24 protein-coding genes and 1 riboswitch are annotated in these 25,280 nt (G+C 71.8%); of the genes, 17 read left to right on the plus strand and 7 right to left on the minus strand.

Translation table 11 applies throughout. From position 1 onward, the window contains the following. Window positions 1-105 precede the first annotated feature (105 nt). From ACFY0P_RS07420 to ACFY0P_RS07440, 5 genes are all read right to left on the minus strand, one after another. Complete coding sequence (locus ACFY0P_RS07420; protein WP_388908334.1) at window positions 106-1,029, minus strand: ABC transporter permease; 924 nt, start codon at window positions 1,027-1,029, stop codon at window positions 106-108. Next, the gene (locus tag ACFY0P_RS07425; protein WP_388908336.1) at window positions 1,026-1,985 is read right to left on the minus strand and encodes an ABC transporter permease; all 960 of its coding nucleotides are present in this window, start codon (window positions 1,983-1,985) and stop codon (window positions 1,026-1,028) included. Before ACFY0P_RS07425 ends, ACFY0P_RS07420 begins: the two co-directional genes overlap by 4 nt. A gap of 3 nt (window positions 1,986-1,988) precedes the next feature. Further along, window positions 1,989-3,608: an ABC transporter substrate-binding protein gene (locus ACFY0P_RS07430; RefSeq protein WP_388908338.1), complete on the minus strand. Its 1,620-nt coding sequence runs from the start codon at window positions 3,606-3,608 to the stop codon at window positions 1,989-1,991. Window positions 3,609-3,829: 221 nt separating this feature from the next. Beyond that, complete coding sequence (locus ACFY0P_RS07435) at window positions 3,830-3,946, minus strand: putative leader peptide (protein WP_388908340.1); 117 nt, start codon at window positions 3,944-3,946, stop codon at window positions 3,830-3,832. Window positions 3,947-3,980: 34 nt separating this feature from the next. Beyond that, a riboswitch (SAM riboswitch) is annotated at window positions 3,981-4,094 on the minus strand. Window positions 4,095-4,889: 795 nt separating this feature from the next. After that, the gene (locus tag ACFY0P_RS07440) at window positions 4,890-5,663 is read right to left on the minus strand and encodes a winged helix-turn-helix domain-containing protein (RefSeq protein ID WP_388908342.1); all 774 of its coding nucleotides are present in this window, start codon (window positions 5,661-5,663) and stop codon (window positions 4,890-4,892) included. Between the two features lie 203 nt (window positions 5,664-5,866). Between ACFY0P_RS07440 and ACFY0P_RS07445 the strand changes: the two genes are divergently transcribed. The 17 genes from ACFY0P_RS07445 (at window position 5,867) to ACFY0P_RS07525 (ending at window position 23,436) form a co-directional block, all read left to right on the plus strand. Beyond that, a complete protein-coding gene (locus tag ACFY0P_RS07445; protein ID WP_351960705.1) occupies window positions 5,867-5,947 on the plus strand; it encodes a putative leader peptide in 81 nt (26 codons plus the stop codon). Between the two features lie 161 nt (window positions 5,948-6,108). Then, the gene (locus tag ACFY0P_RS07450) at window positions 6,109-7,746 is read left to right on the plus strand and encodes an ABC transporter substrate-binding protein (RefSeq protein WP_388908344.1); all 1,638 of its coding nucleotides are present in this window, start codon (window positions 6,109-6,111) and stop codon (window positions 7,744-7,746) included. A gap of 3 nt (window positions 7,747-7,749) precedes the next feature. Next, window positions 7,750-8,706: an ABC transporter permease gene (locus ACFY0P_RS07455; RefSeq protein ID WP_388908346.1), complete on the plus strand. Its 957-nt coding sequence runs from the start codon at window positions 7,750-7,752 to the stop codon at window positions 8,704-8,706. After that, the gene (locus tag ACFY0P_RS07460; protein ID WP_388908348.1) at window positions 8,703-9,551 is read left to right on the plus strand and encodes an ABC transporter permease; all 849 of its coding nucleotides are present in this window, start codon (window positions 8,703-8,705) and stop codon (window positions 9,549-9,551) included. The genes ACFY0P_RS07455 and ACFY0P_RS07460 overlap by 4 nt, the downstream gene beginning before the upstream one ends. Further along, window positions 9,548-11,563 carry a dipeptide ABC transporter ATP-binding protein gene (locus ACFY0P_RS07465; protein ID WP_388908350.1) on the plus strand — a complete coding sequence of 672 codons (2,016 nt, stop codon included), beginning with the start codon at window positions 9,548-9,550 and terminating at the stop codon, window positions 11,561-11,563. Before ACFY0P_RS07460 ends, ACFY0P_RS07465 begins: the two co-directional genes overlap by 4 nt. A 25-nt stretch (window positions 11,564-11,588) precedes the next feature. After that, entirely contained in the window at window positions 11,589-12,407 is an 819-nt protein-coding gene (locus ACFY0P_RS07470; protein WP_388908352.1) for an alpha/beta fold hydrolase, read from the plus strand. A 24-nt stretch (window positions 12,408-12,431) separates the two neighbouring features. Further along, on the plus strand, window positions 12,432-13,445 hold the full coding sequence (locus ACFY0P_RS07475; RefSeq protein ID WP_388908354.1) for a 2OG-Fe(II) oxygenase family protein: 1,014 nt from the start codon (window positions 12,432-12,434) through the stop codon (window positions 13,443-13,445). 22 nt (window positions 13,446-13,467) lie between these two features. Beyond that, on the plus strand, window positions 13,468-14,283 hold the full coding sequence (locus ACFY0P_RS07480; protein WP_388908356.1) for a DUF427 domain-containing protein: 816 nt from the start codon (window positions 13,468-13,470) through the stop codon (window positions 14,281-14,283). Between the two features lie 639 nt (window positions 14,284-14,922). Continuing rightward, complete coding sequence (locus tag ACFY0P_RS07485; RefSeq protein WP_388908358.1) at window positions 14,923-15,819, plus strand: TauD/TfdA dioxygenase family protein; 897 nt, start codon at window positions 14,923-14,925, stop codon at window positions 15,817-15,819. Continuing rightward, window positions 15,816-16,706, plus strand: a complete 891-nt coding sequence (locus ACFY0P_RS07490) for an ABC transporter permease (RefSeq protein WP_388908360.1) — start codon at window positions 15,816-15,818, stop codon at window positions 16,704-16,706. The genes ACFY0P_RS07485 and ACFY0P_RS07490 overlap by 4 nt, the downstream gene beginning before the upstream one ends. Then, window positions 16,703-17,434 carry an ABC transporter ATP-binding protein gene (locus tag ACFY0P_RS07495; protein ID WP_388908362.1) on the plus strand — a complete coding sequence of 244 codons (732 nt, stop codon included), beginning with the start codon at window positions 16,703-16,705 and terminating at the stop codon, window positions 17,432-17,434. Before ACFY0P_RS07490 ends, ACFY0P_RS07495 begins: the two co-directional genes overlap by 4 nt. A gap of 70 nt (window positions 17,435-17,504) precedes the next feature. Further along, on the plus strand, window positions 17,505-18,560 hold the full coding sequence (locus tag ACFY0P_RS07500) for an aliphatic sulfonate ABC transporter substrate-binding protein (RefSeq protein WP_388908364.1): 1,056 nt from the start codon (window positions 17,505-17,507) through the stop codon (window positions 18,558-18,560). Continuing rightward, window positions 18,557-19,912, plus strand: coding sequence for an LLM class flavin-dependent oxidoreductase (locus tag ACFY0P_RS07505; RefSeq protein ID WP_388908366.1), 1,356 nt, complete (start codon window positions 18,557-18,559; stop codon window positions 19,910-19,912). Before ACFY0P_RS07500 ends, ACFY0P_RS07505 begins: the two co-directional genes overlap by 4 nt. Next, a complete protein-coding gene (locus tag ACFY0P_RS07510) occupies window positions 19,905-20,651 on the plus strand; it encodes an ABC transporter ATP-binding protein (RefSeq protein ID WP_388908367.1) in 747 nt (248 codons plus the stop codon). Before ACFY0P_RS07505 ends, ACFY0P_RS07510 begins: the two co-directional genes overlap by 8 nt. Beyond that, window positions 20,648-21,466 carry an ABC transporter permease gene (locus ACFY0P_RS07515; RefSeq protein ID WP_388908369.1) on the plus strand — a complete coding sequence of 273 codons (819 nt, stop codon included), beginning with the start codon at window positions 20,648-20,650 and terminating at the stop codon, window positions 21,464-21,466. The genes ACFY0P_RS07510 and ACFY0P_RS07515 overlap by 4 nt, the downstream gene beginning before the upstream one ends. Window positions 21,467-21,502: 36 nt before the next feature. Beyond that, a complete protein-coding gene (locus ACFY0P_RS07520) occupies window positions 21,503-23,107 on the plus strand; it encodes an FAD-dependent oxidoreductase (RefSeq protein WP_388908371.1) in 1,605 nt (534 codons plus the stop codon). After that, entirely contained in the window at window positions 23,104-23,436 is a 333-nt protein-coding gene (locus tag ACFY0P_RS07525) for a 4Fe-4S binding protein (protein WP_388908373.1), read from the plus strand. Before ACFY0P_RS07520 ends, ACFY0P_RS07525 begins: the two co-directional genes overlap by 4 nt. 32 nt (window positions 23,437-23,468) lie before the next feature. Here the strand turns inward: ACFY0P_RS07525 and ACFY0P_RS07530 are convergent, their stop codons facing one another. After that, the gene (locus ACFY0P_RS07530; RefSeq protein ID WP_388908375.1) at window positions 23,469-23,840 is read right to left on the minus strand and encodes a MerR family transcriptional regulator; all 372 of its coding nucleotides are present in this window, start codon (window positions 23,838-23,840) and stop codon (window positions 23,469-23,471) included. A gap of 49 nt (window positions 23,841-23,889) precedes the next feature. Beyond that, window positions 23,890-24,924, minus strand: coding sequence for an MDR family NADP-dependent oxidoreductase (locus tag ACFY0P_RS07535; protein ID WP_388908377.1), 1,035 nt, complete (start codon window positions 24,922-24,924; stop codon window positions 23,890-23,892). Between the last annotated feature and the right edge of the window lie 356 nt (window positions 24,925-25,280).

Raw genomic sequence — 25,280 nt, forward strand, 5'->3', positions numbered from 1 at the left:
CGTGTGCGTCACCGTTTTCGTGCGCGTCATCGTTCTCGTGCGCGTCACCGTTCTCGCGTGCCTCACCGTTCTTGTGTGCCTCGTCGCTCTCGCGTGCGTCATGGGTCATCGCTGCCGTGCCCATTCGCCGTCCAGCGCCCGCGCGACGCGGTTGGCGGCCAGTACGGTCGCGGCGATCGCCAGACCGGGCAGCGCGGTCAGCCACCAGGCGTTGGCCAGGTAGTTGCGGCCGTCGGAGATCAACGTCCCCCACTCCGGGGCGGGCGGCGGTGCGCCGTAGCCGAGGAAGCTCAGCGCCGACACGGCCAGGATCGAGGAGCCGAAGTCCAGAGTGGCCAGCACGATCACCGGTCCTGCGGCGTTGGGCAGGACGTGCCGGCCGAGCACCGAGTACCAGCGGGCGCCGCAGGACCGGGACGCCTCGACAAAGACCGCCTGCCGCACCCGCAGCACCTCCGCCCGCGCCACCCGCGCGAAGGAGGCGACGCTGGCGATACCGACCGCGACGGCCACCTTCACCGTCCCGTACCCGAGCGCGGTGACCAGCGCCAGCGACAGGAACAGCGCGGGGATGGCGAGGAGGACGTCGACGAAGCGCATCAGCACGTCGTCCACCCAGCGGCCCACGAATCCGGCGACCACGCCGAGCAGACCGCCGACGACGAACGCGACCAGGACCGCGATCAGCGTGGCCTTGAGGGAGAGCTGGGCGCCGTGGACCACCCGGGAGAAGACGTCGCGGCCGAGCTCGTCGGTGCCGAACCAGTGACTGCCGCTCGGGCCGCGGAAGTTCTGGGACGGCACCCCCTTCAGGGGGTCCTGCGAGGTGAACAGGTCCGGCCAGAAGGCGGCCAGTACCACCAGCACGAGGACGACGGCGGACAGCAGCAGACCGGGGCGGCGCAGCAGGAAACGGGACACCCGGCGGATCCCGGCGGGGCGGCCGGGCTCCGCGGGGGTTCCGTCCCCGACCGGCCGGGCGAGGCCGAGGGCGGCCTCGGCCCGGTCGTCGACAAGGCTCTGACTCATGCGAAGCTCGCCCTTCTGTCGGAGGCCACCACGATCCGCGGATCCAGCAGCGGATAGACGAGGTCCACGAGCAGGTTCGTCGCCACGAAGATCAGCGCGCCGAACACCACCACCCCCTGGACCAGCGGGATGTCCTGGGTGGTGACCGCTCCCGCGGTCACCCGGCCCAGACCGTCGCGGGAGAACACCGTCTCGACCACCACCGAACCCGCGATCAGCTGCCCGACCAGCAGGCCCACGACCGTCAGCGCCGGCAGTGACGCGTTGCGCAGCGCGTGCCGCAGATGTACCCGCCACCGGCCCGCGCCCTTGGCCCGCGCGGTCTCCACATAGGCCTGGTCCAGTGCGGTCAGCAGGCTCTTCGCCAGCACCTGGGCGACCTGCGCGCCGGTCGGGACCGCCAGCGTGAGCGCCGGCAGTACCAGCCCCTTCAGCCCGTCGTTGCCGAAGGCCGGGAACCAGTGGAGCTTGAAGGAGAACGCCTCGACGAGCAGCAGCCCCACCCAGAACGTCGGGACCGACACCCCCAGCGGGGGCAGCGACAGCAGCAGTTGCCGCAGCCACCGCTGCGAGGTGTACGTCGCCACCACCGCGAGGCCGCCGCCGAGGACCACCGCCAGCAGCAGCGCGGCACCGGTCAGCTGGAGTGTCTGCGGCAGCGCGTCGGCGAGCGTGGAGGTCACCGGGCGGCCGGTGGAGACCGCGTCGCCGAAGTCCCCGCGCACCGCCCGGCCCAGATACTCCGCGTACTGCACCAGCACCGGCTTGTCGAAGCCGTACTCGTGCCGCAGCCTGGCGAGTTGGGCCGGGTCGACCTGCCCCGTGTCCATTCCGGCCCCGGCCATCGCCGAGACCGGGTCACCCGGCAGGAAGTCCAGGACCAGGAACGACACCGTGTAGGCCGCCCACAGCACCCCGACCGCCTGCGCCAGCCGTTTGATCACATAGCGGCGCATCCGCTAGCCGATCCAGGTGTCGTGCAGCTGGACGCGGCTGCCGGAGTCGAATTCCAGGTCGTGCACCTTCTTCGAGACGCCGAGCTGGGTCTGGAGCTCCACCACCGGCACGTTGTACGCGTTCTGCACGATCAGTTTCTGCGCCTCCGACACCAGCTCCTCGCGCTTCGCGGTGTCCGTGGTCGCGGCCTGCGCGGACAGTGCCGTGTCCAGCGAACTGGCGGGCAGGTGGTAGAAGTTGCCCAGCTGGGAGGAGAAGGAGCTGCGCAGGATGTCCGGGTCGGCGCGGGTCACGTTCCCCCACACCACGTCGAAGTCACCCGACTGGAGTGTGGTGGCGAACTGGGTGACCGGGAGCTGCTTGAGCACCACGTCGATCCCGACGGCCTTGAGCTGCTGCTGGACCAGCTCCAGCGCGGGCTGGTTGGTGGCCGCGTTGGGGAACCAGCTGACGGTCAGGGTCAGCTTCTTGCCGTCCTTGGCGCGGATACCGTCGCTGCCCGCTTTCCAACCGGCCGCATCCAGCAGCGACTTGGCCTTGGCCGTGTCGAGCGCGAGGTCCGAGGAGAGATCGGTGTAGTCGGGCGTGGTGTGCGCCAGGACGCTGGTCGCCGGCCGGGTGCCGGTCGGGAAGACCGTGTCGGCGATCTGCTTCCGGTCGATGGCGGCCGAGATCGCCTGACGGACCTTCGCGTCCTTCAGCAGGGGCCGGGAGTTGTTCAGCCCGAGGCCGAACACCACACCGGGGTTGGCCCGGCTCTGCAGGGTGACCTGGCCGCCCTTGAGCGCTGCCTCGTTGGCCTTGCCGACGCTGCTGATCGCGTCCACCTGCCCGGACTGGAGACTGCCGGCCCGCACCCCTGCCTCGGGCACGACCTTGAACACCAGCTTGTCCAGGTAGGCCTCGCCCTTCTTCGACCACAGCGAGGAACCCCAGTCGTACCCGGTGCGCTTGCCCAGGGTGATCGACTGGTTCTGCACGTACTGCTTGAGCACGAACGGCCCGGATCCGATCACCCCGTCGCTGCACTTCTGCTGCGGGCTCTTCTTGACGCTCGCCGAGGACTCGATCCCCAGCGAGTGGGTCGAAGTCGCCTGGAGGAACTGGGCGTTGGGCTGCTTGAAGGACACCTTGACGGTGAGCGGGTCGACCACCGTGGTGCTCTTGGCGCCGCTGAGATAGCCCTCGGCGAGGGTGCCCAGGGCGCCGAGGTTCGGCACCGCGTCGAAGTTGTCCTTGACCACCTGGGCGGTCAGCTTCGAGTCGTCGCTGAAGGTGACGCCCGACCGCAGGTGGAACGTGAACGTCGTCGCGTCGGCGCTGATGTCCCAGCTCTTGGCGAGCCACGGCACGATCTTGCCGGTCTTCGGGTCCTGGTCGGTGAGGGAGTCCACGGTCTGGCGCACCGAGTAGATGGTGTCGTTGCTGCCGACCTGCTGCGGGTCCACGCAGCCGGCGTCGGATCCCACCGCGAAGGTCAGGGTGCCGCCGGACTTCGCCTGGCCGCTTCCGCCGCCGGAGCCGTCGTCGCCCGAGCCGCACGCGGTCAGCAGGACGCTGGTGGTCAGGAGCGCGGCCAGGGGCGCCCATCGGGAAGGTCTGAAATCCGGAAGTGCAGTCACGGAGGGCTTTCTCCTACTCGTGTCACCGGGGCACGACCGCGCACGGATGTGCGCAGGCATGACGGTGTGTGCGGCCCGGGCGGATCGACTCCGGCCGGGGATGCGCTGTGCAGACAGGGGAGTTGGCATGCGGACGACACCGGGAACCGGTGGCGAGGGGGAAGGACGGCGCGCGGGGGCCGGGGCCGGTGACGGATGTCAGCCGGCGGCAGCCGGGCCGGTCAGGCCCGACAGAGGCAGCTGGTCGAGCGCTTCAGATCGATGTGGCGCCGGCGCGAGAGCCGGGAGTACGCCGTGGCGTCGGCGGGGGAGGCAGCAGAGTCATCGCTGTGCCGCATGCCGAACCTCCCCGTCTCCGGCCCCGGTCACGGGGCCACGCGCTTGCGGGAGTCATCGGTGACCCCGCCGGGCTTTCACCTGGAGCACCCCACCGCGCGGGAGGGTTGCCGGTCAGCGAGCCAGGGCTTGACGCTGACACTCAATGCCGTTGGTGATGCTACGGATCGATTTTGTCGTACGTCAATGCCGCGATGTGACGCCCTGTTCGGGAGCACGGGGTTGTCTCACGTGCCGGGACGGATGGTGGACGCACCTTGGATCACCCCCCGCCCACCGCAGGGACAGCTCGTCGTCCTCGCTCCGGACGCGCTGGACATCGACGAGCGCGCCGACGTGGTCCTGGTGGCCCGCCCCACACCCGCCGGCATCGCCGCCCGCGCCGCCACCGCCCGGGAGGCCGGTGCACCCCTGGTCTTCGCGGAGGTGGAGGTGGTGCTCGACACGGCCGTCCCGGGCGCCGACCGGCTGGCCGGACTGAACGGCCTGGCCGCCTGGCCTCGGACCGGCCGGCTGCGCCACGTCGGCTCCCCGGAGGCGCTGACCGGTCTCCTCGCCGAAAGTGGCGAGAACTGGCCACCGAACGCGGACTGTCGATCAGGCAGTTGGTGCTGGAGGTGGCACCGGGTCACCCCGCGTTCGTCGGCACGCCGTCGGCCGTCGCCGACGAGTGGACCCGTTACGTCACCACCCGTGCCGTCGACGGTTCCAACCTCCTGCCGCACCTGCTCCCGTCATCGGTCACCGACGTCGTCGGCAAACTCGTCCCGGAGTTGCAGGCCCGCGGGGTCTACCGCACCGAGTACCGGGGCACGACCCTGCGCGAACACCTGGACCTGCCTCCGCTCACCGGGGCCCAGGCAGACTGGGCGAACGAAGGAGACGGGCCGGAGCCGAGGCGGGAGGGCCGCCGCTGTCCGACCGCGGTGGCCGTGCCCCGTGCCGTCAGCCGCTCTCGGCCGGTGCCGGTGTCGCGCGCAGCCGGAAGCCCACACCTCGTTCCGTCGTCAGCAGAGCCGCGGCACGCGGGCCCAGTTTGCGGCGGATGCGGTGGATGTGCAGGTCGACGGAGCGGCTGCGGCTGCCCGCCCATTCGCCCAGCCCCGAGCGCAGGTCCTCCCGGGTGATGACCCGGCCGTTGCCGCGCAGCAGGGCGGTCAGCAACCGGAACTCCAACGGGGTCAGCGCGACGGGAGCGCCGTCCACCAGCATGCGCTGCCCGCCCGGGTCGAGGCTGATCGGGGACGGGGCGGCGGCCACGTAGGAGCCGGGCAGAGTGCCCCCGGGTACCACCGGCAGGCCCGCGGCGCGCCAGGCCTCGTAGCCGCCGACGATGTCGGTGGCCCGCACCAGGCCCAGATCGTGCAGCCCGGCGGCGGCCATGCTCGACATGTAGCCCTGCGAGCACATGATGATCGCCCGCAGGGAGTGGTCGACGGCCTCCTCGATGCGCCAGTCGCTGCACGGGTCCAGCCGCCACTCCAGCACATTCCGGTCCATGACGAGAGAACCGGGGATCTCGCCCTCCGCGCGCCGCACCAGGTCCGCGCGGACGTCCACCAGCAGCGCGCCGTCGGCGAGTTCACGGGCCGCGTCCGACGGCGCCAGCCGCCGCAGGCGGGTGCGGGCGCGGACCAGCAACTCGTCGATCGACGAGTGGGCGGTGTCAGGTGCGCGGTCCGGAAACCCCTCGGATCGCGTGTGCGCCGGTGACTGCATGGCGGGCAACTCCCGTGTCGTGCCTCGGAGACGGCCGGTGGTCGTCGGAACCGTGGCGGCGACAGCCGGCGGCGGGGCGCGAAGATGCGCGGCGGGAGTCGGTCATGCCGGAAGTCTACGGGCGGAGTTTTGCGGCGGAGTTTCTCGATTCTGAAACAGATCCCGCGTTGTCTGCCGCCGAACTGCGCTGTTATCAATGAGTCGTGACCGCGAACACGCCGCTGACCCGGAGGATCCACGTGGATCTGCTGCGCGTCGGCACGTGTGTCTGTCCGCAGCGCTGAGGCATCCGGCCGAGCGCACCGCGCCGGCCCTCTGACGGCCCTCGGCTGCACGCTTCTCGACCTCTCACCCTCTTCACCTCCACCTTTCTGCCTGCACCGCACACGCCCGCGTACAGCTCCCCCAGGTTGTGCCGTGCCGCCGGTCATTCCCTGGAGAACCCATGCCTGCATCCGACGCCGACGCGCTGCCCCAGCACTGGCAGGACGTCCTGCCCGCCGTCCGCTCCCGACGCCGCTTCCTCACCCTGGCCGGCGGCGGTGCCCTGGCCGCCCTGCTCGCGGCCTGCGCGCCGAGCGCCGAGGACGACGCGTCGGCCGGGACGGCGGCGTCGCCCACCGGCCCGGCCGAGCGGGGCGGCACCCTGCGCGTGGGCGCCCCGCCGCCGCCCACCGCCCTCGACCCGGTCACGGCGTACGACGGCACCGCGATCGCCCTCTACCAGCTGGTGGCCGAGTACCTGGTCTGGCTCGACAAGGACTTCAAGCTGGTGCCGCGGCTGGCCACCAAGTGGGCCTCGGACGCGACCGGCCGCACGTGGACCTTCACCCTGCGCGAGGGTGTCGCCTTCTCCGACGGCACGAAGCTCGACGCCGCCACCGTGAAGGCGTCATTCGACCGGTTGCTCGACCCGAAGAGCAAGTCGGCGGCCCTGTCCGCCTTCGACACCGTCCTCAAGCCGGGCGGTGTGACCACCCAGGGCGACGCGACCGTCGTCTTCACCCTTGAGCGGCCCTTCTCCGACTTCCCGTACCTTGTCTCGGCCGGCAACTACAACGCGGTGATCCTGAAGACGGACTACGCCGGGGACTTCACCAGGCACGGCATCGGCACGGGCCCCTTCACCCTCAAGTCGTACGACGTCTCCACTGGCGCCGCCTTCGTCCGCAACCCGAAGTACTGGGACAGCCCCAAGCCCTACCTCGACGGCGTGGACGTCACGTTCTACGCCGACGACCAGGCCGACCTCGTCGCCCTCCAGTCCGGCGACATCGACGCCCAGTTCCTCAGCAGACCCGCGCTCGTCGAACCCCTGGGGAACAGCGGGGGCATCACCGTCGACAAGGTCAGGGGCACCGGAGTCACCGTGCTCACCCTCCGCGTCGACAAGACGCCCTTCGATCGCAAGGAGGTCCGCCAGGCCGTCGCCTACGGCCTCGACCGGCCCGCCGTGCGCCAGGCCGCGGGCAGCGGACTCGGCGATCTCGGCAACGACCACCTGTTCGCGCCGCTGTTCCCGGCCGCCCCCACCGACATCGCGCAGCGCGCCGAGGACAAGGCCAAGGTCACCGAACTCCTCAAGACGGCCGGCCTCGACAGCCTGCGCTTCACCCTCACCTTCGACCCGCCCAACAAGGACTTCGCGGTCACCGTCCAGAGCCAGTTGAAGGAGGTCGGCATCACCGTCGACCTGGACCAGCGCTCCTCGAAGGAGTTCTACGGCGGCGACCAGGCCAAGGACACCCCCTGGCTGTTCACCACCGCCAACCTGGTCGGCTGGGCGGGCCGGGCCGTGCCGAGCCAGTTCATCATCCCCATGGTGAAGAGCAACGGCGTCTGGAACGGCTCCAAGTACGCCAACAAGGCGCTCGACGCCGCCGCCGAGGCCTACGACGCCGCCACCAGCGACGCCGAGCGGCGCAAGCAGGCGGAGATCATCGCCAAGGTCCTGCACGAGGACGTGCCCATCGTCATCGCGTACTGGAGCGGCGCGGCGCGCGCGTACAACAGCGGCAGGTTCCGCGGCATCCAGGCCCACCCCAGCCAGTACGTCGACTTCACCACCGTCTCCCAGGTCTGAACCATGACCCGTTTTCTGCTCCGCCGCCTCGCCGCCGTCCCCCTGACCCTGCTGGCGGTCTCCCTCCTGGTCTTCCTCGCCACCCAGGTGCTGCCCGGCGACGTCGCCCGCACGGTACTGGGCCGGGAGGCCACGGACAGCTCGGTGCGCGCCCTCGACCACGAACTCGGCCTGGACCGGCCGCTCGTCGTCCAGTACGGGAGCTGGCTCGGGCACTTCGTCACCGGCGACTGGGGGACGTCGTACACCCTGCATGTGCCGGTGCGCGCCCTGCTCCTGGAACGGCTCGGGCACTCGCTGTTCCTGGCGGTGTTCGCCTTCGTGCTGCTGGTGCCAGTCGCGCTCACCCTCGGCGCGATCGCGGGGCTGTACCACGGCCGGGTACTGGACCGAGCGATCACCTCCACGACCCTCGCGCTGGGCGCCACACCGGAGTTCGTGACCGGGGTCGTCCTGCTGGTGGTGTTCTCCGTGGAGTTGCGCTGGCTGCCCGCGTCGGCGCAGACCCGGCCCGGGGCCGACGGCCTGGGACAGACCCTGTGGCACCTGCTGTTGCCGGCCGTCTCGCTGGTACTGGTGTGCACCGGCTATGTGGCCCGGCACGTGCGCGCCAGCACCGTCGCCGTCGTCGAGGGGCCCTACGTCCGCGCCGCCCGGCTGCGTGGCACCGGCCCGGCGCGGATCGTGCTGCGGCACGTGCTGCGCAACGCCACGGTGCCGGCCACCAGCGCCCTCGGCGTGCAGCTCCAGTACATGCTCGGCGGCATCGTCGTGGTCGAGCTGCTCTTCAACTACCCGGGGGCCGGAGCCCTGTTGCTGCAGTCGGCGCAGGACAAGGACCTGCCGACGCTCCAGGCGAGCGCCCTGGTACTGGGCGCCCTCTACATGCTGGTCGTGCTGCTCGCCGACCTCGTCCACCGGTTGCTGGATCCGCGCATACGGCTCGGGGGCGCGTCGTGAGCGTCGTGTCCATCGCCCTGCGGCCGCTGGGACGACCGGGCCGCCTGCCCGTCGCCTCCACCCTCGGAGCCGCCCTGATCCTGCTGTGGACGACGGTCGCCCTGTGCTGGCCGCACCTGGTGCCGCACGCACCCGACGTACAGCGTCCGCAGGACCGCTTCCTGTCGCCGAGCGGCGAACACTGGCTGGGCACCGACCAGTTCGGCCGTGACGTGTTCTCCCGCACCCTCGCGGGGGCCCGCCCCGTGCTGGAGGTGGCACCGGCCGCGACCGCGCTGGCTGTCCTGGCCGGCACCGTGATCGGGCTGGTCACGGGCGGGGTGGGCGGCTGGCTGGACGACGTGGTGATGCGGATCGTCGACGCCGTCGTGGTCTTTCCGGCCGTCATCGCCGCGGTGCTGTTCGTGGCCTTCCTGGGCCGTTCGACGCCGGTGCTCGTGTTCGTCGTCGCCACCGCTCTCACCACGCTGGTCGCGCGCAGCGTACGGGCGGCGACGCTGGTGGAGCGCGGGAAGCCGTACGTCGAGGCCGCCCGGCTCCGCGGCGAGCCGCTCTGGTCGCTGCTGGGGCGCGAGATCCTGCCCAACGTCCGGTCCACGGTGTACGTCGAGGCGACCTCACGGCTCGGCGACGCCGTCTTCGCCGCCGCGACCCTCTCCTTCCTCGGCCTCGGCCAGCCCCCCGGCTCACCGGAGTGGGGCGCGGCCGTCGCCGACAACAGGGTGTGGCTGAACAACGCGCCGTGGACGGTCCTCGCGCCCGCCCTGGCGATCGTCTCCCTCGTGGTCGGCGTGGCGCTGGTCGCGGACACCTCACGGCGGGCGGCGGGAGGTGCGGCCGCATGAGCACGGACGAGCAGGGGCTTGTCGCCGAGGAGTCGAGCACGGACGAACAGGGACTGGTCGTGGCGGGGCTGAGCGTCGCGTACGGCTCCGCCCAGGTCCTGTACGACGTGTCGTTCACCGTCGCCCCCGGCGAGATCTTCGGCCTGGTCGGCGAGTCGGGCTGCGGCAAGTCGACCCTGGCGTACGCGCTGGCCCGGGATTTCGCGCCGGGCGGGCGGGTGCTCGGCGGCGGTGTGCGGCTGGACGGGACCGACGTACTGGCGCTGGACGGGCGGCGGTTGCGGGAGTGGCGGGCTTCCCGGCCGGCCTTCGTGCATCAGGACGCGGCGGGATCCCTCGACCCGACGATGCGGATCGGCAGGCAACTGGCCGAAGTGCTGCGCGGGCGTGGTCTGTCACGCCGGGAGAGCGCCGGGCGGGCCGTCGAACTCCTGCGCACGGTACGGCTGCCCGAACCGGAACGACTCGTGCGCCGCTACCCGCACCAGTTGTCCGGAGGACAGCAGCAACGGGTCGTGATCGCCGCCGCCCTCGCCGTGGAGCCACGGCTGCTGGTCCTCGACGAGCCCACGACGGGGCTCGACGCCTCCGTCGAGCACGAAGTGCTGAGGCTGCTCAAGGAGTTGCGCGGCCGGCTGAACGCCGCGGTGGTCTTCGTCAGCCACGACCTCGGTCTGATCGGCCGCATGTGCGACCGCGTGGGCGTGCTGTACGCGGGACGCCTCGTCGAGAGCGGGCGGGTCGGTGAGGTCCTGGCCGCCCCCGCCCACCCGTACACGGCGGGCCTGCTGGCTGCCGTCCCGGTCCTCGGCGTCACGCGGCAGGAGCGCCCGCTGCTGCCGCTGCCGGGCCGGCTGCCGCTGCCGGGCGAGACCACGGCCGGCTGCTCCTTCGCGCCGCGCTGCGCGCTCGCCGACGACGTCTGCCGCGAGGCCGAGCCCGCGCTGGACGCGGAGGCCGTGCCGGGCCGGTCGGTGCGCTGCCTGCACCCGGGGGAGGCCACGGTGGAGGTCGGCACGGCGGCGGGGAGCGAACGGTCCGGACAGAAGTCTGCCGCCCTCGTCGAAGTGCGGGATCTGGTAAGGAAGTTCGGGCACACCGTCGCGGTCGACCACGTCGATCTGACCATCCGCGAGGGCGAGGTCCTCGGCCTGGTGGGGGAGTCGGGCAGTGGAAAGACCACCCTCGCCCGCGCCGTCGCGGGTCTCGCCCCCGACGGCGAGGGCACCCTGCGGCTGCGCGGCGAACCACTGCCCGCACGCCTTGCCCGGCGCGATGCGAGCCTGCGCCCGCGCATCCAGATGGTCTTCCAGAACCCGGACGCGTCTCTCAACCCCAGCCACACCGTGCGCACGGTCCTCAGGAGATCGCTCGCCACCCTCACAGATCCCTCGGGTCCGTCCCTCGACGCGCTCCTGGACCGCACCCGCATCGACGCCGACCTCCTCGACCGCCGCCCCGCCCAGCTGTCCGGCGGGCAGAAACAGCGCGTGTCGATCGCCCGCGGCTTCGCGGGCCGCCCCGACCTGGTGATCTGCGACGAACCCGTGTCCGCTCTGGACGTCAGTGTGCAGGCGGCGGTGCTGGAGGTGCTGGCGGACCAGCGGGACCGTACGGGGACGTCGTACCTCTTCATCTCGCACGATCTCGCGGTCGTCGGCTACCTCGCCGACCGGATCGCCGTCATGTACCGCGGCGTGATCGTCGAGGAGGGGCCCGCGGCCGACGTACTGCGCGGTCCGTCGCACCCGTACACCGCCCTGCTGGTCGAGGCCGCCGCGCGCCCGGTGGTGACCGGCCCGCCCGAAGAGCCCGACGACGTCCCCGCACGACCGGGTGGCTGTCGTTTCGCCGACCGCTGTACCCGCAGGATCACCGGGCTCTGCGAGGACGTACCGCCGCCGGAACGCGACCTGGGCGCGGGCCACGTCGTGCGCTGCCACCTCGATGCCTCCGACCTGCCGGCCGGGATCCCCGCCACCGCCGCGCTGAGCGTGGCCGACCCGTTGTGACCCTCTTTCCGACCCGGGAGCTCTCATGACCACCAGCACCAGCACCGCCGCCGAGGAGTTCGCCGACCTGCCGAACGCCCCTGTCGTCCAACGCCGTTGGGTGACCGTGGCCACGGGCGGCCATGTCGGCGGTGTCTTCTGGCACCCGCGGAAACCCACCGTCGTCCTGCTCCATGACGCCGGTGCCAGCGCCCGCGCCTGGGACGACGTCCTGCTGGCCCTGGACCGGCCCGCCGTCGCCCTGGACCTGCCCGGCCACGGCCGCTCCAGCAGGCGCGGCCGTGGCGACTACCGTCCCCGGCGGCTGGCCGGCACGCTGGAGGAGGCCGCCCGGTCGTTCGCGCCGGGAGGCGTGCCCGTGGTCGGCGTCGGGTTCGGCGCGCTGGCCGCGATCGCCCTCAAAGCGAGGTTCCCGCACAGCGTCGGCCGCCTCGTCCTCGTCGACGCGCTGCCCGGCACACTGTCGCCGGGCCTGCGGCTGTGGCCCACGCCCAGCCCCGGGTTCGCCACCCGCGACGAGGCGGCGGCCTGGCTGGCGGAACGCGGTGCGACCGACTCCGCCCGCACGGCCGAACTGGAGACCGAGCAGGCCGCGGACGGCACCTGGTCCTGGCGTCACCACCTCGGCAGCCTCCCCGCCGACGCACCCACCGCACTCGACGACGAGACCCTCTGGGAGCAACTCGCCGCCGTGTCCTTCCCGTTGCTCGTCCGCACCGAGGGCGGCCCGCTGGACGCGGTGTCCCTCGACCGCTTCCGCACCCAGGTGCCCGACGGCGACATCGTCACCGTCCACGCGGATCCGCAGGCCCTCGCGGACATCCTGCGCCCCCTCACCCACTGATCCACGCCCGAAGGAGCTCCCGTCATGTCCGACGACATCCCCGTCATCGACCTCGCCGCCGCCCTCGCCCACGACGCCCCCGGGGACCTGCTCGCCACCGTGCGCCACGCCGCCGAGACCATCGGCATCATCCAGGTCGTCAACCACCAAGTCCCCGCGGAGGTGATCGCCGGGTTCAACGACGGCTTCCGCCGGGTCCTCGACCTCCCCCGCCTCGAGAAGGAACACCTGGCCAGTCCCACCGGGCACCCCTACCGCGGCTGGCGGCAGTGGCCCGACGACTTCGGCCGCCTCGAACTCGAACGGTTCAACATCGGCCAGTACGACGACCCGGAGGCCGCCTTGGCCGCCGGGCTCACGCCGGAGCAGGCCACCCTCTACGCACACGCCAACGTGTGGCCGCCGCAGGAGCCCGGCCTGCGCGCCGCGACCCGGCGCTACCAGGACGCGTTCGTGGACGTCGCCCGCCGCGTCCTCGGCCTGTACGCGCGCGTGCTGGACGTGCCCGCGGAGACCTTCCCGCTCGGCGACGACGTCTACACGACGACGGTCGTCAACAACTACCCCAAGTGGCCGTACGACGGCGTGTCCGACGACGAGAAGCTCCTCCTTCTGGAACACGCCGACGGCTCCGTCCTCACCGTGCTCCACCAGGAGGGTGACTACGCGGGCCTGCAGGGCCAGCGTCCCGACGGCACCTGGACCTCCGTACCGATCCGGCCCGACGCCCTCCAGGTGTTCACCGGCACCCTGCTGACCAACTGGACGGACGGCAGGCTGCGCCCCGGGCGGCACCGCGTGGTGGCCGGCGGCACGGTGACGCGCCGTTCCTCCGCGGTGTTCGTCCACCCGAGCCTGGACACGGTCGTGGCACCCCTGCCGGCCTTCGCCGACCCGGACGGCTCCGACTTCGAACCCGTCTCGGTGTGGGAGCGTGCCAGTGGCAACGTCGAGGAGTACCTGCGGGTCTTCGGCCGCCCCGAGCAGCTCGCGGCCTGGCGGGAGAACCGCCCCTACGTCGCCGAAGTCACCGCGTGAACCAGCCGAAGGAGAGCCGCCCATGACCACGTTCCCCACCGCACAGGCCGTGCGGACCACCCCCGAGGGGCTCCTGTGGGAGCCGAGCGAGCGCTGGGTGCGCGGCCGCAAGGGTGACGTCACGGTGGTCGACAGCCGCCACCCCGTCCTCGTCTGGGAGCCGGGTGTTCCCGTACCGCTGTACGCGTTCCCGCGCGCGGAGGTACGCGAGGAGCTCCTCCGGCCCGCCAAGAACCCGCCGACGGGTACGCACACCGGCTCGAGGATCTTCTACGACGTCGAGGTCGACGGCGAGCTGCTGGAGAACGCCGCCTGGACCTTCCCGGCCGCCGACCTGGCCGACCACATCGCCTTCGAGTGGTTCCGGCGTGTCGGGCGGGGCCTGGACCACTGGTACGAGGAGGAGGAAGAGATCTTCGTCCACCCCCGTGACCCGCACAAGCGGGTGGACGCCATCCCCAGCAGCCGTCACCTCGTGGTCGAGATCGACGGCACGGTCGTCGCCGACACCTGCCGGCCGGTCCTGCTCTTCGAGACCGGCCTGCCCACCCGCTACTACATCCCGCGCGAGGACGTCCGCCTCGACCTGCTCGAAGCCACCGACCACCACACGGCCTGCCCGTACAAGGGCACCGCCGAGTACTGGTCGTGGCGCGCAGAGGCCGCCGTCCCGCCCAACGTCGTCTGGAGCTACCCGGACCCGCTGCCCGCGGTCGGCGCCGTCCAGGGGCTCCTCGCCTTCTACAACGAGGCCGTCGACATCACCCTCGACGGCGAACGGGTGGCGCGCCCCGTCACCCACTTCACCAGGGCGCTGTCGGAGCAGCAGCACACCTGACGAGCAACGACCGCCGCGTCCGGCCCGACGGACCGCGCCGGTCCGCGGTCGGCCACACCGCGACGGGGCCTGGCGTGTCACCCGACGGCCAGGCCCCGTCGGCCGTTGCGCGAGGACCTCTCCGGAGCGGCCGATGTTTCCGCAATGTGAGGGCTGTCCGGAACATATTGACCGACGGCGTGGACCTCTGCTCAACTCACCTTCCATGACCCCGCGCGTGGATTTGACCCGGAGGCGCCACATCGACCTGGCGCACGTCTCCAGCGCGTTCTGTTGTCGTTGATCCGGAAGGCGAGTCGCTGATCCGCTGAGCGGATCTCGGCATCGGCCGGTGTGCGCTCCTGGCGTACGTCCGGAAGGGGCGGTGCGCAGCGTCCGCCCCGGCGGTGTCCTGTTCACGGACCGCAGCGACCACCGCGCGCCGGCTTTTCCCTTCCGGCTCCCCGGCCCCCCGGCTCCCTCGGGGGGGCAGCGGGCAGAGCCCGAGCTCGACCTCTGTCCGGCATCCCTCGCGAGGTCGCAGGGCTCTCTCGCCGCGACCCGAGCACCCGCCTCGTCGCCGTCCACCGCCGCTCGTCACCCGTTCACTCCGACTCCCAGCATCCGGCCCCGTGCCCCTTCCTGGAGAGGGACCCCCTCATGCCTCCGACCATCCGCAAGCTCACGGGCCGTATCGGCGCGCTCGTCGACGGCGTCGACCTCGCCGCGCCCACCGATCCCTCGACCGTCACGGCGCTCCGTCATGCACTCAACGAGCACAAGGCGATCGTCTTCGCCGACGTGACCCTCGACAACGCCGGTCAGGAGCGGGTGGCCGGCTGGTTCGGCGACCTGACGACCGCCCACCCGAACGTGCCGGCCGCCGACGGGACGACGAACGTGCTCGCCGTCGACAGCGAGACGTCGAAGGCGAACGAATGGCACACGGACGTCACCTTCGTGCTCAACCCGCCGCAGCTCACGACGCTCCGGTCCGTCGTGACCACGCCCTACGGCGGCGAGACGCTCATCGCGAACGCCGCCGCGGCCTACCGCGACCTGCCCGCACCGCTGCGCGCCCTCGCCGACACGCTGCGGGTCGTGCACACCAACCAGTACGACTACGCGCGCCCCGCCGCGGCGACGCCCGAACAGCGGGAGTACGACCGGGTCTTCGTCTCGACGCCGTACGAGACGGAGCACCCTCTCGTGCGGGTTCATCCGCTGACGGGCGAACGCGGCCTGTTCATCGGCGGGTTCGCCAAGCGCATCGCCGGCCTGTCGAACAGCGACTCGGCCGATCTGCTGCGCGTCTTCCAGTCGTACGTGACCCGCCCCGAGAACGTCCTGCGCTGGTCCTGGGCCCCCGGCCAGCTGCTGATCTTCGACAACAGGATCACCCAGCACTACGGGGTCGACAATTACGACGACCACCCCCGCCGCCTCAACCGTGTGACGGTCGCCGGCGACGTGCCGGTCGGCGTCGACGGCCGGCGCAGCGAGCAACTCGTCGGCGACGCCTCGCACTACAGCAAGGTGCTGGAGGTGGCGGCATGACCGAGGTCAGTCTCAAGAGGCCGGCCGTCGTTCCGGCGGTCGCCGAGACGACGAGCCCGTCCGGACGCGAGGTGTTCCTGCCGCTCGACGCCCGCCGCCGGACCCCGCTGCACACGCTCCGCGAGCGGCTGCGCTGGCCGCTGGGCATCTACACCACGCCGGTCGTGGTCCTCGTCACCTGGGAGATCCTCGCCAGGGCCGGAGTGCTGCAGAAGACCTACGCTCCGGCGCCGACCTCCATCGTCAAGTCCGCCGTCGACCTGTGGCAACAGGGCGTCCTCGGACCCGACCTGGCCATCTCGCTGCAACGCGCCGGCATCGGCCTGGCCGTCGGACTGACGGTGGGCATCGTCAGCGGGGTACTGGGCGGGCTGCTGCGCAGCGGTGAGTACCTGTTCAACGGGGTCGTGCAGATCCTGAACACGATCCCGCTGCTGGCGGTGCTGCCGCTGATGATCGTGTGGTTCGGCATCGACGAGCTCACCAAGGTGCTGCTGATCTCCTTCGGAGCCGGCGTCCCCATGTACGTCAACCTCTTCGCCGCGATCCGCGGTGTGGACCAGCGCCTCATCGAGATGGCCCGGACGACGGGGGCGGGCACCTGGCGGCTGGTGACGCGGGTGCTGGTGCCCGGGGCGCTGCCGGGATTCCTGGTGGGCCTGCGGTTCTCGCTCGCCTACAGCGTCCTGGGCCTCGTCGCGGCCGAGACGGTCAACGCCGACAAGGGCCTCGGCTTCCTCATCACGCAAGGGCAGACGTACCTGCAGACCGACCAGGTCTTCGTGGGGCTGGTGATCTACTCGCTCCTCGGTCTGCTCGCCGACCAGTTCGTCCGGGTTCTCGAGCGGGTGCTGCTGCGGTGGCGTCCCAGTTATGAGGCGTCATGAGCACCACCGTGGAGACAACGCCGCGGCAGCAGACCGGCGCCGTCGTGGAGAAGGTCGTCCGGCGGTTCGGCGACCGGGTCGTCCTGGACCGGCTGGACCTCACCATCGCCGACGAGGAACTGGTGGTCCTGCTGGGCCCCTCCGGCTGCGGCAAGAGCACCCTGCTGCGCCTGCTCGCCGGTCTCGACCGGCCCGACGGCGGACGGGTGGAGGTCCCGGCCAGGCGCGCGATCGTCTTCCAGGCCGACCGGCTGCTGCCGTGGCAGCGCGTGCTGCGCAACGTCACCCTCGGCCTGCACGGACCGGACGCCGACCGACGGGCCCTCGACGTACTCGCCGAGGTCGGGCTCGCGGGCCGTGCGAAGGCATGGCCCAAGGAGCTGTCCGGCGGCGAGGCCCAACGGGTCTCCCTGGCACGGGCGTTGGTCTCGGAGCCCGAACTCGTGCTGCTCGACGAGCCGTTCGCGGCACTCGACGCGATCACCCGGCTGCGCATGCACGACCTGGTGCGAGCGCTGCGCAGCAAACACCACGCGGCCATGCTGCTCGTCACCCACGACGTCGACGAGGCGATCGCGCTGGCCGACCGCGTCGTCGTCATGAGCAACGGACGCATCGGCACCTCCCACCGCGTCGAGCTGTCGGCCCCGGACCGCGAGGCGAGCGTCGCGCGTGAGGAACTGCGCTCCGCACTCCTCGAAGACCTCGGTCTCGCCAACCAGCACTGAATCCAGCCGGCTCCACACGAGTCGTCTCCCCGCTTCCTCCCGTCCCCTGCACAGAAAGCACGTGAGAACCATGTCCACAAGAACCTCCCGAATCGTCGGCGCCCTCGGCCTGCTCGCCCTCGCGGGCCCCCTCGCCGCCTGCGGATCGGAGTCGGAGGCGGCGGCACCGCTGAGCAACGTGAGCGGATCGAGCGCCGACAGCCACCCCGAGTGGAAGAACTACACGTTCACCATCGGTGACAATGGCGGCGACGGCAGCCAGGAGCTGGCGAAGATCACCGGCGTCTTCGACGACGCGCCGTACAAGGTGAAGTTCGCCCGCTTCACCTACGGCCCGCCGCTCGTCCAGGCCGCCGCGTCGGGCGACATCGACCTGGGCAGCGTCGGCGACGTGCCGCCGATCACCGGCGCCGCGAAGGAGTACGGCTTCAAGGTCGTCGCCGTCAACCGCTCCCTGAGGCCCGACCAGGCCAGCGAGAACATCATCGTGCCGAAGGGCTCCACGCTGAAGACGCTCGCGGACCTCAAGGGCAAGAAGCTCGCCGTACCGCAGGGCAGTTCGGCCCACGGTCTCGCCCTGAACGCGCTCAAGAGCGTCGGTCTCGGTCCCAAGGACGTGAAGCTGGTCTTCCTGGATCCGGCGGCCGGCGCCACGGCGTTCAACACCGGCAAGGTGGACGCCTGGTCGATCTGGAACCCGCAGTCGGCCATCGCGGTGAAGAACGGTGCGCGGATCCTGGCGAAGGGCCTCCCGCCCATCGACCAGACGAGCAGCTACTACGTCGCGAGCGAGAAGTCGCTGAACGACAGGACGAAGCGCGCGGCCCTCACGGACGTCCTCAAGCGGCTGGCCCACGAGTTCGCCTGGGCCATCAAGCACGAGGACAAGTACGCGGAGGCGATATCCAAGGAGGAGGGCATCCCCCTGGCCGACGCGAAGGCCTCCCTCGAAACCTTCGAGACCCGCGTGACGCCCGTGGAGAAGTCGGACATCGCGGCCGAGCAGAAGCTCGCCGACGCCTTCCTGGGGGCGGGCCAGATCACCAAGACGGTCGACGTCGCGTCGATCACCGACAACCTCCTCCCGGCCGGTTACGACAGCTCGAAGCTGGAGGTCACCTCATGAGCCTCCTGGGCCTCGGAGGCGAGCGACCCCGCCGGCTCCACCTCAACGCCTTCCTCATGGAGGCCGGCCACCACGAGGCCGCCTGGCGGCTCCCGCACAGCGACCCGCGCGCGGACTTCGACCTGCGGCACTGGATCGAGCTGGCCCGGCTGGCCGAGAGCGCCAAGTTCGACTCGCTGTTCCTCGCGGACGGCCCGGCCCTGAACGGCACCGGCGAGTTCCGGCCGCCGGGCCAGCTCGAACCGCTGACGCTGCTGACCGTCCTGTCCCAGGCGACCAGCAGGATCGGCCTCATCGCGACCGTGTCGTCCACGTACAACGAGCCCTACAACCTCGCCCGCCGCCTCGCCTCGGTCGACCACGTCAGCGGCGGCCGCGCCGGCTGGAACATCGTCACCTCGGCGGGCGCCGACGAGGCGGCCAACTTCGGCCTCGTCGACCGTCCCGACCACGCCCTGCGCTACGCCAGGGCCGACGAGTTCCTCCAGGTCGCCAAGGCGCTCTGGGACAGCTGGGAGTCCGAGGCCGTGGTGGCGGACAAGGCCACGGGGCGGTACGCGGACCCGGCCCGGCTCCACCGGCTCGACCACCGGGGCACCCACTTCTCGGTGGCGGGCCCGCTCAACGTCGAGCGTCCACCGCAGGGTTACCCACTGCTCGTCCAGGCGGGCTCCTCCGAGGACGGCAAGGACTTCGCGGCCCGGCACGCCGAGGCGATCTTCACCGCGCACCGGACCTACGAGCGCGCGGCCGACTTCTACGCCGACATCAAGGCCAGGACCAGAGCCGCAGGGCGTGACCCGGACGGCGTGATCGTGCTGCCGGGGATCGTCCCGTACATCGGGTCGACCGTGGCGGAGGCCCGGGCGCTGGCGAAGGAGTTCGACGACCTCCGGGTACCGGAGTACGGGCTGCGCCAGCTGGCCTCGATCTTCGAGACCGAGCCGTCGGTGTTCGAACTCGACGCCCCGCTGCCGGACTTCGTCCTCGCCCGGCCGAAGCTGGAGGGCTCGCAGAGCCGCTCCGACCTCATCATCGAGCTCGCCGTACGCGAGAAGCTGACGGTCCGCCAGATCATCTCGCGGCTCGGGGGCGGCCGCGGCCACTTCGAGTTCGTCGGCACGCCCGAGCAGGTGGCGGACACGATCATCGCCTGGTTCGAGGGCGGTGCCGCCGACGGCTTCAACATCATGGCACCGGCCCTGCCGTCCGGCCTGGCGGCCTTCGTCGACCACGTGCTGCCGATCCTGCGCGCCAAGGGCCTGTTCCGGGAGGAGTACGAGGGCACGACACTGCGCGAGCACTACGGACTGCCCGTACCGGCCAACCAGTTCCACCAGCCCGGTGACTGACTCCGCACCGCCCGCCCTGCGCGTCCAGGGGCTGAGCAAGACGTACGGTGACGGCTTCACGGCCGTCTCCGGGCTGGACCTGGAGATCCCCGACGGGGCCTTCTTCGGGCTGCTCGGCCCCAACGGCGCCGGCAAGACCACGCTCATCGGCTCGGTGTGCAACATCGTCCGGCCGACGACCGGCACCCTCACGGTCTTCGGTCACGACCACCGCACCCGCGAGGCGAGGCGCCTGCTGGGCCTCGCCGAGCAGGAGATCAACGTCGACCGGTTCCTGTCGATCCGTCAGATGCTGATCTACCACGCCGGATACCACGGTATCGGCCGGAGAGCGGCGGTCCGGCGTGCGGACGAACTGCTCGGGGTGTTCCGCCTCGACGGCAAGGCCGACGCCCGCGCGTACGAACTGTCCGGGGGCATGCAGCGGCGGCTCGTCATCGCGAGGGCGCTCATGCACCGCCCCCGCCTGCTCATCCTCGACGAGCCGACGGCCGGTGTCGACGTCGAGCTGAGATCGGAGATCTGGCGGCTGATCAAGGGGCTCAACGCGGCCGGCACCACCGTCCTGCTCACCACCCACTACCTGGAGGAGGCCGAGACGTTGTGCGACGAGATCGCGCTGCTGCGGGCCGGCCGGATCGTCGACCGCGGCTCCGCGGCCTCCCTGCGCAGCCGGTACGCGGCGCGGGACATCTCGGAGGTCTACGACCGGGTGATCACGGGAGAGGGGGCGGCGTGACGAGCACCCCGGCGGACGCGGCCGCCCTCCCGGCGTACGACGAGCCCTTCAAGCCCGAACGCTCCCCGTTCATCTGGCTGTTGGAGCGGGAGGTCCTCCGCTTCCTGACCATCTGGCGCTACAGCGTCGTCGGCCCGGTGCTGTCGACCGTGCTGTTCGTCGTCGTCTTCGGCTCCGCCCTCGGCGGGCACGTCGACACGATCGACGGTGTCTCCTACGGCCGTTTCATCGTGCCCGGCCTCTTCGCGCAGGCGATCGTCAACGTCGGCTACTTCAACGGGACGACCAGCCTCTTCGAGGCCCGGCGCGACCGCTACATCCACGACGTGTTCGCCAGCCCGCTGCGCTGGTGGGAGATCAACACGGCGCTGGTGAGCGGGGGCATCGCCCGAGGTGCCGTCGTGGGCGGCGGAGTCCTGGCGGTGGCTCTGCCCCTGACCGGAAGCGGCAGCGTCGCCCGGCCCCTCGTGCTGCTGTCCGGCACCCTCGGCGTGCTCCTGGTGGCCGCGCAGGTGGGCGTGATCGCGGGCAGCCTCGCCAAGTCCCTCGATCACGTCTACTCCATGGAGTCGATCATCCTGCTGCCGCTGGGCTTCCTCGGCGGCGTCTTCTACTCGGTCCGCCGGCTCCCGCCCGTCTGGGACGTCCTGAGCCACCTCGACCCGGTCTTCTGGCTGGTCCAGGTCGAGCGGATCGGCTTCCTCGGCCGGGGCGACGTCGGCGCGGGCTGGGCCCTGCTCGTGGTCTGGGCCCTCGCCGCCGCGCTCTCGGCATGGTCCGCCGCCATGTTCGCCACGGGCCGCCTCAAGCCCTGATCCCCGCCGTCCCCGCCCAGGTAAGGAACGCACGCCATGACGAGTCCCGAATCCGAACAGATACTGACCACCGACGTGTTGGTGATCGGCGGCGGTCCCGCCGGCACCTGGGCCGCGATCAAGGCCGCCCAGGCCGGCGCCGACGTCGTCCTGGCCGACAAGGGCTACACGGGCGCGAGCGGAGCGACCGCATCGGTCGGCACCGGCATCTGGTACGTCGACGACGTCCCCGAGCTGCGCGAGGCCGCCATGGCGAGCCGGGAGGGCCTCGGTGGCCACCTCGCCGACCGGGACTGGATGGCCCGGGTGCTCGACGAGACCCACGCCCGCATGGACGAGCTCGCCCGGGTGCAGCGCTACCCCTTCCCCGTCGACGCCCGGGGCCGTCAGCTCCGCGGTGACCTCCAAGGCCCCGAGTACATGCGCCGGCAGCGGATCCGGGTGCAGCGCCTGGGCGTACGCATCCTCGATCACACCCCGGCGCTGGAGCTGCTGGTCGATGCCGACGCGGTCGTATCGGGCGCGCGGGCGGTGGACCGTACGACCGGTGAGAGTGTCCGGATCCAGGCGGGCGCGGTCGTGCTCGCCGCCGGCGGCTGCGCCTTCCAGTCCAAGACCCTCGGCTGTGACGTCAACACCGGCGACGGCGCCCTGCTGGCCGTGGAGGCGGGGGCACAGCTGTCCGGGATGGAGTTCTCCAACGCCTACGCCATCGCCCCCAAGGGCACGTCACTGACCAAGACGGCCTACTACTCCTGGGCGAGCTTCTACCGTGCCGACGGCTCGGTGCTCGAAGGCGCGGCCAGCCAGGGCGGGCGGTCGGCCATCGCGCGGGCGCTGCTCAGCGAACCGGTCTACGCCCGCTTCGACCGGGCCACGCCCGACGACCAGCGCGCCATGCGCAAGGGGCAGCCCAACACCTTCCTGGTCTTCGACCGGCTGGGCATCGACCCGTTCACGGACCTCTTCGAGATCACCCTGCTGGCAGAGGGCACCGTGCGCGGGACCGGCGGGGTGCGCATCGCCGGCGAGGACTGCTCGACCGGCGTCCCGGGTCTCTACGCCGCCGGTGACACCGCGACACGCGAGCTGATCTGCGGCGGCTTCACCGGCGGCGGCAGCCACAACGCCGCGTGGGCCGCCTCCTCGGGCAGCTGGGCGGGCCGGGGCGCCGCCGCGTTCGCCACCCGGCGCGGCCGTCCCGGGCGCGGGCTCCGGGCGGTCGGCACCGCCGGTCTGCGCCCGACCGGCGCCGTGACGGTCGGCCACCGCGAGATCGTCGCCGACGTACAGCGCCAGGTGCTGCCGTACGACCGCAACTACCTGCGGCACGCGGACCGTCTGGGCCCGGCCCTGCGTTCCCTGCACGGGACGTGGACCGCGGTGCGCGAAGGGCTGGGCGGACGCGGCGAGGACCTGTTCCGGGCCCGCGAGGCGGCCGCGATGGTGGCGCACGGTCGCTGGATGTACCACGCGGCCCTGCAGCGGACCGAGTCGCGCGGCATGCACAAGCGCATCGACCGGCCGGGGCAGGACCCGGCCCAGCACTACCGGCTGCTCACGGGTGGACTGGACGAGGTCTGGAGCCGTCCGGAGTCGGCGCCACGGGCGAGGGTCGTCGAAGGAGGCCGAGCCGCATGATCGAGATCGTCGAACCTGACCGCTGCATCGGATGCGACCTGTGCATCGACGTCTGCCCGACGCGCGTCTTCGACCGCGGCCCGGACGGCGTCCCCGTGATCGCCAGGCAGGACAGCTGCCAGACCTGCTTCCAGTGCGAGGCGTACTGCCCCACCGACGCGCTGTTCGTCGCGCCGCTGGTGAGCGCGGCCGCTCCCGGTTCGCGTTTCCGTGATGTGCGGGAGCTGGAGGAGTCCGGCCTGCTCGGTGGGTATCGCCGCGAACTCGGCTGGGGCAAGGGCAGGGCACTTGGCGCGCGTACGGCCGTAGGGCCCCTGTACCCAGACTGAGAACCGGCGCCGACCCCGCCGCCGACGTGACGTCACGGCTGACCGAAGGTGCGCAGGGCCAGCCCTTCGCGCAGTCGGGTCAGCCGGTCTATCTCGGCGTCGAGGGCCGCGAGCCTGCGGGCGATCACCCCGGAGCCGGGTCGGTCGCTGTCGGGGTGCCCGCATCGCCCCGGAGGGAGCTCGCCGAGCAGGGCGAGCCGGTCGGCGAGACTGCGCAGGTCCCCGACGGTGAGACCGAGCGCCAGCAGTTCACGGATGAAACGGACTCTGGCCACATCGCCCGGCCCGTACTCACGTTGCCCGGCGGCCGTGCGCCGCGGTGGTGGCAGCAGTCCCCGTTCCTCGTAGAACCGCAGTGCCCGCGGGGTCGTTCCCGCCGCTGCCGCCGCATCCCCGATCCGCATGTCCACCCCCGAGCCTCAGCCTCCGTCGCCGCGACCGCGCGCCGACGCGTCACCGCGGCGGCAACTCCACGACGACGGTTCCAAAGTGCCGCCCCTCGCACAGTTCCTGCAACGCCCGAGGGGCCCGGTCCATGCCCGGGATCCGTGCCTGAGGGAAGGTGATCTCGCCTGAGCGCAGCCAGCCCCCGAACCGCTTGGTCCACTCGGCCCCGACGTCGGGATGGTCCTGCCCGCTGTAGCCGTGCAGTGAGATCCCCTGGCCGACGAGGCGGAAGGTGTCGATCTCCGCGGGTGAACTGCCACCGCCGCGGCTCGGCGACAGCTGTCCCGACAGCGCGCCCACCAGGGCGAGGCGGGCGCCCCGGCGCGCGGTGCGCACGGCCGCGGTGAGCTGCTCACCGCCGACGTTGTCCAGGAGCACGTCGATGCCGTCCGGTGCCGCCGAGGCCAGTTGCTCGTCGAGGGGCCGGGTCCCGGGCACCACGACCGCGTCGTAGCCCAGTTCGGCCCGCAGCCGCTCGGCCTTGGCCGGCGACCGGGTGCTCCCGATGATCCTCCCGGCGCCCAGCAGCCGGGCGATCTGGCCCGCCAGCGTTCCCACGGCTCCGGCCGCTCCCGTGACGAACACCGTGTCGCCGGGGCGGACTCCGGTGAGCCGGGTCAACGCCCCGTAGGCGGCCGACCCGGACGAGAGGTGGGCCACCGGGTCGGGCAGGAGGTCGCCGAGCGGAGTGCAGTCCGTCGTCGCGACGACCGCGAACTCCCGCCAGCCGAGCAGGTGCGTGACCGTGTCCCCCGGACGCAACGGACCGCCGGGCCCGGCCGCGACGACCTCACCCACCGCGGGACCGTACAGCGTGTCGCCGGGGTGGATGCGGGGGAGCGGCATGCCGTCGGCCTCGTCCCCGATCAGCGTGCGAAGCCCGGGAAAGACGAGGAAGTACTGGTTCCTGACGAGGACCTGTCCCGGCCCGGGGTGGGGGACCGGCCTTGGCGTGATGGTGAGGTGCCCGGGGCCGGGCAGTCCGCCGGGTGTGGCGGTCAGCAGGATCTCGCGGGACGTGGAGGGCAGGTCGGCGGCCATGTCGGGGCTCCTGAACGGTTCGAGGGAGAGCGAAGGGGAGCGGGCCGGCAGCCGGACGGCCCGGCTGCCGGAGCGCGGAACCTAACCCCTGACGCGTGCGTCAAGGGCAAGTCGGTCGTACTGCCTCTCGACGGCGTCACGAAGCAACTCCGGTACGACAGAGGGGCGTTCGACGAGTCGGACACCCTGTCATGTCGACTCGAAGGCCCCGTTGACACCCTGCGCCCCGCGTGCTTCCATCCCGCCATGCCGTCGCCGGAGCCTCTGACTCGCCGCCGCGCCGTGGACCTCGTCCGGGTCGCCGCCGCGCTGTGTCGGACGAGCGGCTGATCGCCCCCTCCGCTCGCTGACAGCTC

The organism is Streptomyces sp. NPDC001714, from assembly GCF_042892755.1.
Classification (GTDB): Bacteria; Actinomycetota; Actinomycetes; order Streptomycetales; family Streptomycetaceae; genus Streptomyces.

Excerpts from the sequence above, each read along its gene's own strand:
- ACFY0P_RS07420 (WP_388908334.1), bottom strand. The coding sequence starts at position 1,029 with ATGAGTCAGAGCCTTGTCGACGACCGGGCCGAGGCCGCCCTCGGCCTC.
- ACFY0P_RS07425 (WP_388908336.1), bottom strand. The coding sequence starts at position 1,985 with ATGCGCCGCTATGTGATCAAACGGCTGGCGCAGGCGGTCGGGGTGCTG.
- ACFY0P_RS07435 (WP_388908340.1), bottom strand. The coding sequence starts at position 3,946 with ATGCGGCACAGCGATGACTCTGCTGCCTCCCCCGCCGACGCCACGGCG.
- ACFY0P_RS07440 (WP_388908342.1), bottom strand. The coding sequence starts at position 5,663 with ATGCAGTCACCGGCGCACACGCGATCCGAGGGGTTTCCGGACCGCGCA.
- ACFY0P_RS07450 (WP_388908344.1), top strand. The coding sequence starts at position 6,109 with ATGCCTGCATCCGACGCCGACGCGCTGCCCCAGCACTGGCAGGACGTC.
- ACFY0P_RS07455 (WP_388908346.1), top strand. The coding sequence starts at position 7,750 with ATGACCCGTTTTCTGCTCCGCCGCCTCGCCGCCGTCCCCCTGACCCTG.
- ACFY0P_RS07465 (WP_388908350.1), top strand. The coding sequence starts at position 9,548 with ATGAGCACGGACGAGCAGGGGCTTGTCGCCGAGGAGTCGAGCACGGAC.
- ACFY0P_RS07470 (WP_388908352.1), top strand. The coding sequence starts at position 11,589 with ATGACCACCAGCACCAGCACCGCCGCCGAGGAGTTCGCCGACCTGCCG.
- ACFY0P_RS07475 (WP_388908354.1), top strand. The coding sequence starts at position 12,432 with ATGTCCGACGACATCCCCGTCATCGACCTCGCCGCCGCCCTCGCCCAC.
- ACFY0P_RS07480 (WP_388908356.1), top strand. The coding sequence starts at position 13,468 with ATGACCACGTTCCCCACCGCACAGGCCGTGCGGACCACCCCCGAGGGG.
- ACFY0P_RS07485 (WP_388908358.1), top strand. The coding sequence starts at position 14,923 with ATGCCTCCGACCATCCGCAAGCTCACGGGCCGTATCGGCGCGCTCGTC.
- ACFY0P_RS07490 (WP_388908360.1), top strand. The coding sequence starts at position 15,816 with ATGACCGAGGTCAGTCTCAAGAGGCCGGCCGTCGTTCCGGCGGTCGCC.
- ACFY0P_RS07495 (WP_388908362.1), top strand. The coding sequence starts at position 16,703 with ATGAGCACCACCGTGGAGACAACGCCGCGGCAGCAGACCGGCGCCGTC.
- ACFY0P_RS07500 (WP_388908364.1), top strand. The coding sequence starts at position 17,505 with ATGTCCACAAGAACCTCCCGAATCGTCGGCGCCCTCGGCCTGCTCGCC.
- ACFY0P_RS07505 (WP_388908366.1), top strand. The coding sequence starts at position 18,557 with ATGAGCCTCCTGGGCCTCGGAGGCGAGCGACCCCGCCGGCTCCACCTC.
- ACFY0P_RS07520 (WP_388908371.1), top strand. The coding sequence starts at position 21,503 with ATGACGAGTCCCGAATCCGAACAGATACTGACCACCGACGTGTTGGTG.
- ACFY0P_RS07525 (WP_388908373.1), top strand. The coding sequence starts at position 23,104 with ATGATCGAGATCGTCGAACCTGACCGCTGCATCGGATGCGACCTGTGC.
- ACFY0P_RS07530 (WP_388908375.1), bottom strand. The coding sequence starts at position 23,840 with ATGCGGATCGGGGATGCGGCGGCAGCGGCGGGAACGACCCCGCGGGCA.
- ACFY0P_RS07535 (WP_388908377.1), bottom strand. The coding sequence starts at position 24,924 with ATGGCCGCCGACCTGCCCTCCACGTCCCGCGAGATCCTGCTGACCGCC.